Source organism: Streptomyces torulosus (assembly GCF_001419765.1).
Lineage (GTDB): Bacteria > Actinomycetota > Actinomycetes > Streptomycetales > Streptomycetaceae > Streptomyces > Streptomyces torulosus.
In genome coordinates this window covers 1-6,037 of the sequence record NZ_LIRK01000620.1, presented here as the reverse complement: position 1 = coordinate 6,037, position 6,037 = coordinate 1, and the positions used below count along the sequence as shown (strand labels likewise).

The following is a 6,037-nucleotide window of genomic DNA, read 5'->3' as shown; positions in this document are numbered from 1 at the left end:
CGGGAGAGCGGTGGCGGGGCGATCTCCTCCGGCCGGGCGGGCAGCACCGAGAACGCGCGCCGCGCGGCCTCCGCCACCTCCCGCAGCCGGTCGATGGGCGGCCCCTCAGAGGGCATCGGCACCATGACCGCGCCCTTCCGTGTACGCCGGGTCCGAGTGGGCCGGGTATGTGTGCGTCGGGTCTGTGCGCACCGGGTCCGCGTTCGGGGCGGGCGGCAGGATGGGGGCCCACTGCTCCTCCATCTGCTCCCGGACGGCGACGATCACCGCGCGCAGCGAGATCCGCACCAGGTCGATGTCCGCGATGCTCAGCACGACATCCCCGGTCAGTACGACACCCCCGCTCAGCAGCCGGTCGAGCAGATCGATCAGCGCGACCTGACGTCCGCTGAGGGGGCGGTCGTACTCGTCGTCGTACGCGGCGGGCGCGTCGTACGCGCTCATCGGTGCCGGTCCTCGTCCTGCTCGTCGTCGTCCCGCTCGTCGTCGTCCCGCGAGGCGGGCGCCTTGCGCCGCTTGGGGCGCGGCTCATCCGAACGGCCCTCCGCGCGGCGGGGTGCGGCGCGGGCCTTGCGTTCGGGATCGCGGGCCTTGCGTTCGGGGTCGGCGGCGCGGCGACGCTCCGACGAGCCGCTCGCGGGCAGCTCCACCGGGGGCTCCTCCAGACGGCCCCGGAGTTCCCTGACCTCCTCGCGGAGGCGTTCGTTCTGCTCCTCCAGGGAGCGGCGCCCGTCGGAGCGGGACGCGCGCGACGAGAGGGCGGGGTCGTGCTCCCACCAGTCGATGCCGATCTCCTTGGCCTTGTCGACCGACGCGACCAGCAGACGCAGCTTGATCGTGAGCAGCTCGATGTCGAGCAGGTTCACCTTGATGTCGCCGACGATGACGATGCCCTTGTCGAGGACCCGTTCGAGGATGTCGGCGAGGTTCGCGCTGGACCCCTGGCCGCTGCCGTACGGGGTGAAGGCCCGCGACGAGGTCTGGGCGGGGGAGTCGGCGGGCCGGCTCACGACGCGCTCGACCTCGCTTCCTCTTCCGGCTCCTCGTCCTCTTCCTCTTCCTCGTCTACGTACTCGTCGTCCGGCTCCTCGTCCTCGTCCGCCTCGTCGTCTGCTTCACCCTCCTCCTCGTCGTCCTCTTCGGCCCCCTCCTCCTCAGCCTCGTCCTCGTCCCGTGCCTCCGTGTCCTGGTCCTCGTCGTCCTCTTCCTGCTCGCCCTCGTCCCGCGGCTCCGTGTCCTCGTCCTCGGCCTCGGTCTCGTCCTCGGGCCCCTCGTCGTCCGCGTCGGTGTCGTCGGCGCCGGTGGCCTCGGTGTCTTCCGTCTCTTCCGTCTCTTCGGTGTCTTCTTCCGTGTCCTCGGCCTTCTCGGCGTTCTCGGCGTCCTCGTGCGTTTCGGTGACCTCGCCGTCGTGGATCTCACCGCGCCAGCCGCCCGTGGCCTCGCCGCGCATCATCACGAACGTGCGGAACAGCTTGAGGTCGAGGCGGGCACGGCGGCCCTGGGACCTGAACAGGCCGCCGGTCCGCTCGAAGAGACCCTTGGGGGAGTACTCCATGACGAGCAGCACCTTGGTGAGGTTCTCGCCGAGCGGGTGGAAGGTGACGACGCCCTTCGTCGTGGCCTTCTCGCCCTCGGAGGTCCAGGCGATGCGCTCGTCGGGCACCTGTTCCGTGATGTTGCCGCGCCAGCGCCGCTTCGACTTGGCGACCTTCACCTGCCACTGCGTCGTGGTGTCGTCCTGCTGATCGACGGCGACGACGCCCTTGGCGAACCGGCTGAACTCCTGGAACTGGGTCCACTGGTTGTACGCCTCGCGCACCGGGACACCCACGTCGATGTCCTCGATCATGGTGTGCCCCCGGCCGGTGCCGCCCTCGGGGTTCTTGCCCTGCTTCTTGCCGGCGGCGGAGTCCTTGGCCTTCCCCGCGGCGTCCTTCGCCTTCCCGGCCACGTCCATGGCCTTGCCGCCGGCGCCCTTCGCCTTCTCCATGAGCGCGCCCTTGGCATGGGACGCGGTCGAGGCGAGGCCGTCCGTCAGGTGGCCCTCGCCGATCCGGCGGGCGCCCTCTCCGATCTTGTGGCCCGCGCCTTCGAGCATCACGGCCAGCCGCGCCTCGATGTACTCCTCCAGCTCCTCCTTCAGCCGGGTCGTACCAGGGTTGTGCAGTGCCTCGTCCCGTGTCTTGCTGAGGGTGCCGGCACCGCCTTTCGCTCCCTTGCCCTCAGCCATCGTCCTGCCTCCTCGACCTGGAGCCGCTCCCGCTCTTGGTTCCGCTGGTGCGGCTCGCGGAAGCGGTCTGCTTCTTCGCGCGCGACGCCGTGTTCCGGCGCTGCGACCCGCCGCTCCGGCTCCTCTTCGCCGCGGGCCCGCTCTTTCCGCCGCTCTCGCCGCCCTCGGCGTCCTCGCCGCCCTCGGCGTCCTCGCCGCCCTCGGCGTCCTCGCCGCCCTCGGCGTCCTCGCCGCCCTCGGCGTCCTCGCCGCTCTCGGCGTCCGGCTCGTCCTGTGCGTTCTGGTCTTCCTGCTCGTCCTGGTCGTCCTGCTGGTCGTCCGGCTCGGTCCGCTCGTCGTCGCCCTTCGGCTCACCGCCGTCCGGGTGGGCCCGGTCGCGGAGCCCCTCGGTGCGTTCGTGGAGGGCGCCGGCGAGGCTGTCCGCCTTCGCCGTCAGCATGTGGGTCGCCGCTGCCTTGCTCGCCTCCGTCAGTTCCCCGCGCACCTGCTGGGTGACGTTGCTGAGGAAGGGGGAGTCGAGCAGGCCGGCGAGCTGCCCCGGCCTGGCCTTGGCGCCTGCCAGCAGCGCCCCGGCGCCGAGAGCGAGCTTCGCCTTCTTCGTCCGGCCGAGGAGGTAGCCCCCCAGGACGGCCGCGCCGATCGTCGCGTTCTTCATGATCCTGTCTTCTTTCCGTATCGCACGCGCGTCACGGGCCGGGCCCCGCGCCCTGCTGGGCCCGGTAGGCACTGATCTCCTGCAACCGGCGCAGCAACTCGTCCTCGCGCCGCGTGGCCTCCTCCTCGTCGATGCGTCCCTCGCTCCGCGCCCGCTCCAGGTTCACCAGCTCCTCCTGGATCGGGGCGGGGTCGTAGTACTCCTCCTCGGCGGTCTGCCGCACCTTGTCCAGCACCCAGCCGACGCCGCGCACAGGGGCGAACGGCAACGTCACGATGGTCCCGACCAGTCCCATGTCCTCGCCTCCTCGGAGCCGCGCGGCGGTCATACGAAGCTGTACGGCGGCAGAGGGCCGCGCAGCCGGAGTTCGACACCCTCGCCCAGGCGCTCGGCCAGTTCCCCGCCGGCGCGGGTGAACTCCTCGGACCGGGCGTCCTCCACCAGGAAGGAGGCGTTCACGAAGTACTGCTGGGACGGCGGAGCGACCTGCTCGGAGACGACCAGCGGACGCAGGGCGGCGAGAACCTCCTCGGCGAGCGCCGCGTTCCGGTTCTGCACCTCCTGGGCCACGAGTTCGCCGAGGGCCAGCCGGTCCTCGTACGTGCCGCCGCCGTCGCGGATGGACTCGTTCAGGGTCCGGGCCTGCTCGGAGTCGGTGAGGATCGCGCGCAGCAGGACATCCTCGTCCGTGACCCCCTTCACGTTGAACTCGGCGGTGCCCGACAGCTCGTCGAGCCGCTGGGAGAAGGCCTCGGCCCGCTCGTCCAGCAAGGCGCGCACGGAATCCTCGTCCGGGGCGACGAAACCGAAGCTCAGCGGCAGGATGGCCCCGTCGGACCAGAGGTTCTCCTGGACCTCGTGGTGCGCCTCCAAGTCCCGGCGGGCGACCGAGAGATCGGCCGGGGCCTCGCTGACGACGGCGCTCAGGGAGCCGCTGCTGACCGCGTGCAGATCGCCGCCGTCCTCCCCGACGCCGTGGACGTCGTCGAGGTCCAGCGGATGTTCCGCTCTGGTGATCGCGTAGACGTACACGGACATCGGCTCGCCTCACTCCTCGTCGTCGTGCCTCGAGGAGCGGCGGCTCGCACCGCGTTCGGAACGCACCCGCTGCTTCTCGCGCCCGGACTCGTGGTCCTCGCGCCCCTTCTGGAGGGACTCGGAGACGGCCTCGACCGCGCCCGACAGCGCCCCTTTGCTCTTGCCGCGGGCGCCCGCCTCGGTGGCGTCGCCGACCATGTCCGTCAGCTGGGCGGGGGCCTTGCGCCCCGATTCCAGGTCCAGCCGGTTGCACGCCTCCGCGAACCGCAGATACGTGTCGACACTGGCCACGACCACACGGGCGTCGATCTTGAGTATCTCGATGCCGACCAGGGAGACCCGTGCGAACGCGTCGATGACGAGGCCCCTGTCCAGGACCAGTTCCAGCACGTCGTAGAGGTTCCCCGAGCCGCCACCCCCGCCTCCGCGGGAGGCGAGCGCACCCTCGCCCTGCGGCACCACAGTCACGATGTCATCCCTTCCGGGCACGGGAGTCCGTGCGCGGCGGCGGGTCGCCTCAGCGGCCGCCGCTCCGGTCGATCTGCGCGCGGGTGTACCGGCGTCCGCGCTCGTACGCCAGCAGCTTGCCCGCCGGGTCCAGGACCACCTGGTAGCTCGCCATCACGCTGCTCGTCTGCGGGACGCGCTCCAGCTCCTCGACCTCGACCTCGGCCTCCCAGCCCTGTTCTGTCGGTTTGAGCGCGGAAACGGACTCCGGGACGCGTCCCAGCACCTCGGCGAGCTGCTCGAGCGCGCTCCGAATGGCCTCGGGCGCGGAGAGACGCTCCTCGGCGGGCTCCCGCCGCGACGAGGAACGGTGCTTCTCCGACTCATGGCCGTTCGTGGCTCTCACCTTCTCTCTCTCACCTCGCCGTGTGCCCGAAAAAGCACGCATGACACTTTTGATGCGATTAGGTCGGGAAATTCGTCACTCAGGTCGTCACCCATGTCGTCCCTCCTGTGCGGCGCCCCGCCGATACGCGCGAGCCAGCGCGTGGAAGGCCGCCTTCGGCTCCCAGTGCCAGCCGGACGCGGGAGTGCCGGGACGGGCCTCGATCGGCTTGACCAGGGCGTAGCTCGCCATGTCGAGGTCGTGGCGGGGGTCGTCCGGGCGGTGCGGGGAGTCCGCGGAGACGAAGGTGAAGGCGTGGGCGGCGTACAGGCCGAGCGCCTCGCACGCGGCGACGACATCGGTGACGTACGCGGCCTGTGTGCGCTCGCTGCGCCTCAGGTCGCCCTTGATCGCCGGGGGGTCGGCGCGATGGTCCACGGCGAACCACCCCATGCCGCCCTGCCGGGGCGCGCCCTCGAAAGTGCAGCAGCCGAACTCCTGGACGGAGAGCGGCTTGCCCGGCCGGATGTGGCGCGCGAGGTCGCGGACGTGACCGGCGTGGGTGCGGTGGTAGCCGTAGTAGTCGAGGCCGACGATGTCGAAGAGGTCCCAGTCGACCTCCTCGTCGTCCGCGGCGGCGTACGTCAGCGGGCCCCGGAAGACGGAACGGGCGACGGCGGCCGCGCGGATGGTGAAGTCGTGGACCCGTCGGGCGGCCTCCACCGGGTCGAAGTTGCCCGCGAGGAGGTTCTCGATCCGCTCCAGGATGTCGTCGCCCGGCACGATGCCGGGCAGGAAGATCAGGAACTCGCAGCCGACGCTGAGATGCGTGTCCACGCCCTGCCGGCGCAGCCGCTCCGCGAAGCGGCCCGTCTCGGCGAGGTGGTCGAGGATGTCGTCCTCGGGCACGCCCCCGAGCGTCGGCTCCAGCCAGACCGCGAGCCCGCGCTCGGCCGCCTCGGCGGCGGTCGAGGTGAGCCGCTCCACGCCGTCGCCGGTGACCTTGACGGCGGTGGCGTGCAGATCGTTTCGTATCGCGCGCATGTCCGCGCGCATCCGGTGCCGGTTCCAGGCGGTGGCGGGGGTGTCGCCCGCGCCCACCTCGTACACGACACTTCGGTACGACAGTCCGCGGGGGCGCTCCGCGGTGCGCAGGAGGGCGGCGGCCCTCGTGGTCGGCAGCAGCAGCCCACCGCCGAGCGCCGCGCCCCACCCCAGAAAACGGCCCCTGCTCATCCCGGTCATCGGCCTTCCCTCCCCGTGAGTTGCCCTCAGTGTGGGG

Annotated in this window: 9 protein-coding genes; all 9 read right to left on the bottom strand. The window is 71.5% G+C overall.

Annotated features, from left to right (window positions below):
* Positions 1-105 precede the first annotated feature (105 nt).
* From AOK23_RS50695 to AOK23_RS35430, 9 genes are read right to left on the bottom strand one after another with little or no spacing between them, the layout of a single operon-like run.
* On the bottom strand, positions 106-444 hold the full coding sequence (locus tag AOK23_RS50695; protein ID WP_079049887.1) for a gas vesicle protein: 339 nt from the start codon (positions 442-444) through the stop codon (positions 106-108).
* Positions 441-1,010, bottom strand: a complete 570-nt coding sequence (locus AOK23_RS35465) for a gas vesicle protein (RefSeq protein ID WP_055716642.1) — start codon at positions 1,008-1,010, stop codon at positions 441-443. The genes AOK23_RS50695 and AOK23_RS35465 overlap by 4 nt, the downstream gene beginning before the upstream one ends.
* The gene (locus tag AOK23_RS35460; protein WP_055716641.1) at positions 1,007-2,230 is read right to left on the bottom strand and encodes an SRPBCC family protein; all 1,224 of its coding nucleotides are present in this window, start codon (positions 2,228-2,230) and stop codon (positions 1,007-1,009) included. Before AOK23_RS35460 ends, AOK23_RS35465 begins: the two co-directional genes overlap by 4 nt.
* Complete coding sequence (locus tag AOK23_RS35455) at positions 2,223-2,885, bottom strand: hypothetical protein (protein WP_055716640.1); 663 nt, start codon at positions 2,883-2,885, stop codon at positions 2,223-2,225. Before AOK23_RS35455 ends, AOK23_RS35460 begins: the two co-directional genes overlap by 8 nt.
* Before the next feature lie 31 nt (positions 2,886-2,916).
* Entirely contained in the window at positions 2,917-3,180 is a 264-nt protein-coding gene (locus AOK23_RS35450) for a gas vesicle protein GvpG (RefSeq protein ID WP_055716639.1), read from the bottom strand.
* Between the two features lie 29 nt (positions 3,181-3,209).
* The gene (locus tag AOK23_RS35445) at positions 3,210-3,923 is read right to left on the bottom strand and encodes a GvpL/GvpF family gas vesicle protein (RefSeq protein WP_055716638.1); all 714 of its coding nucleotides are present in this window, start codon (positions 3,921-3,923) and stop codon (positions 3,210-3,212) included.
* A gap of 9 nt (positions 3,924-3,932) precedes the next feature.
* The gene (locus AOK23_RS35440) at positions 3,933-4,385 is read right to left on the bottom strand and encodes a gas vesicle structural protein GvpA (protein WP_055716637.1); all 453 of its coding nucleotides are present in this window, start codon (positions 4,383-4,385) and stop codon (positions 3,933-3,935) included.
* Positions 4,386-4,440: 55 nt separating this feature from the next.
* Positions 4,441-4,818 carry a gas vesicle protein GvpO gene (gvpO, locus tag AOK23_RS35435; RefSeq protein WP_055716636.1) on the bottom strand — a complete coding sequence of 126 codons (378 nt, stop codon included), beginning with the start codon at positions 4,816-4,818 and terminating at the stop codon, positions 4,441-4,443.
* 45 nt (positions 4,819-4,863) lie between these two features.
* Entirely contained in the window at positions 4,864-6,000 is a 1,137-nt protein-coding gene (locus AOK23_RS35430) for an abortive phage infection protein (protein WP_107102950.1), read from the bottom strand.
* Positions 6,001-6,037 lie beyond the last annotated feature (37 nt).

Excerpts from the sequence above, each read along its gene's own strand:
- AOK23_RS50695 (WP_079049887.1), bottom strand. The coding sequence starts at position 444 with ATGAGCGCGTACGACGCGCCCGCCGCGTACGACGACGAGTACGACCGC.
- AOK23_RS35460 (WP_055716641.1), bottom strand. The coding sequence starts at position 2,230 with ATGGCTGAGGGCAAGGGAGCGAAAGGCGGTGCCGGCACCCTCAGCAAG.
- AOK23_RS35455 (WP_055716640.1), bottom strand. The coding sequence starts at position 2,885 with ATGAAGAACGCGACGATCGGCGCGGCCGTCCTGGGGGGCTACCTCCTC.
- AOK23_RS35450 (WP_055716639.1), bottom strand. The coding sequence starts at position 3,180 with ATGGGACTGGTCGGGACCATCGTGACGTTGCCGTTCGCCCCTGTGCGC.
- AOK23_RS35445 (WP_055716638.1), bottom strand. The coding sequence starts at position 3,923 with ATGTCCGTGTACGTCTACGCGATCACCAGAGCGGAACATCCGCTGGAC.
- gvpO (WP_055716636.1), bottom strand. The coding sequence starts at position 4,818 with ATGCGTGCTTTTTCGGGCACACGGCGAGGTGAGAGAGAGAAGGTGAGA.
- AOK23_RS35430 (WP_107102950.1), bottom strand. The coding sequence starts at position 6,000 with ATGACCGGGATGAGCAGGGGCCGTTTTCTGGGGTGGGGCGCGGCGCTC.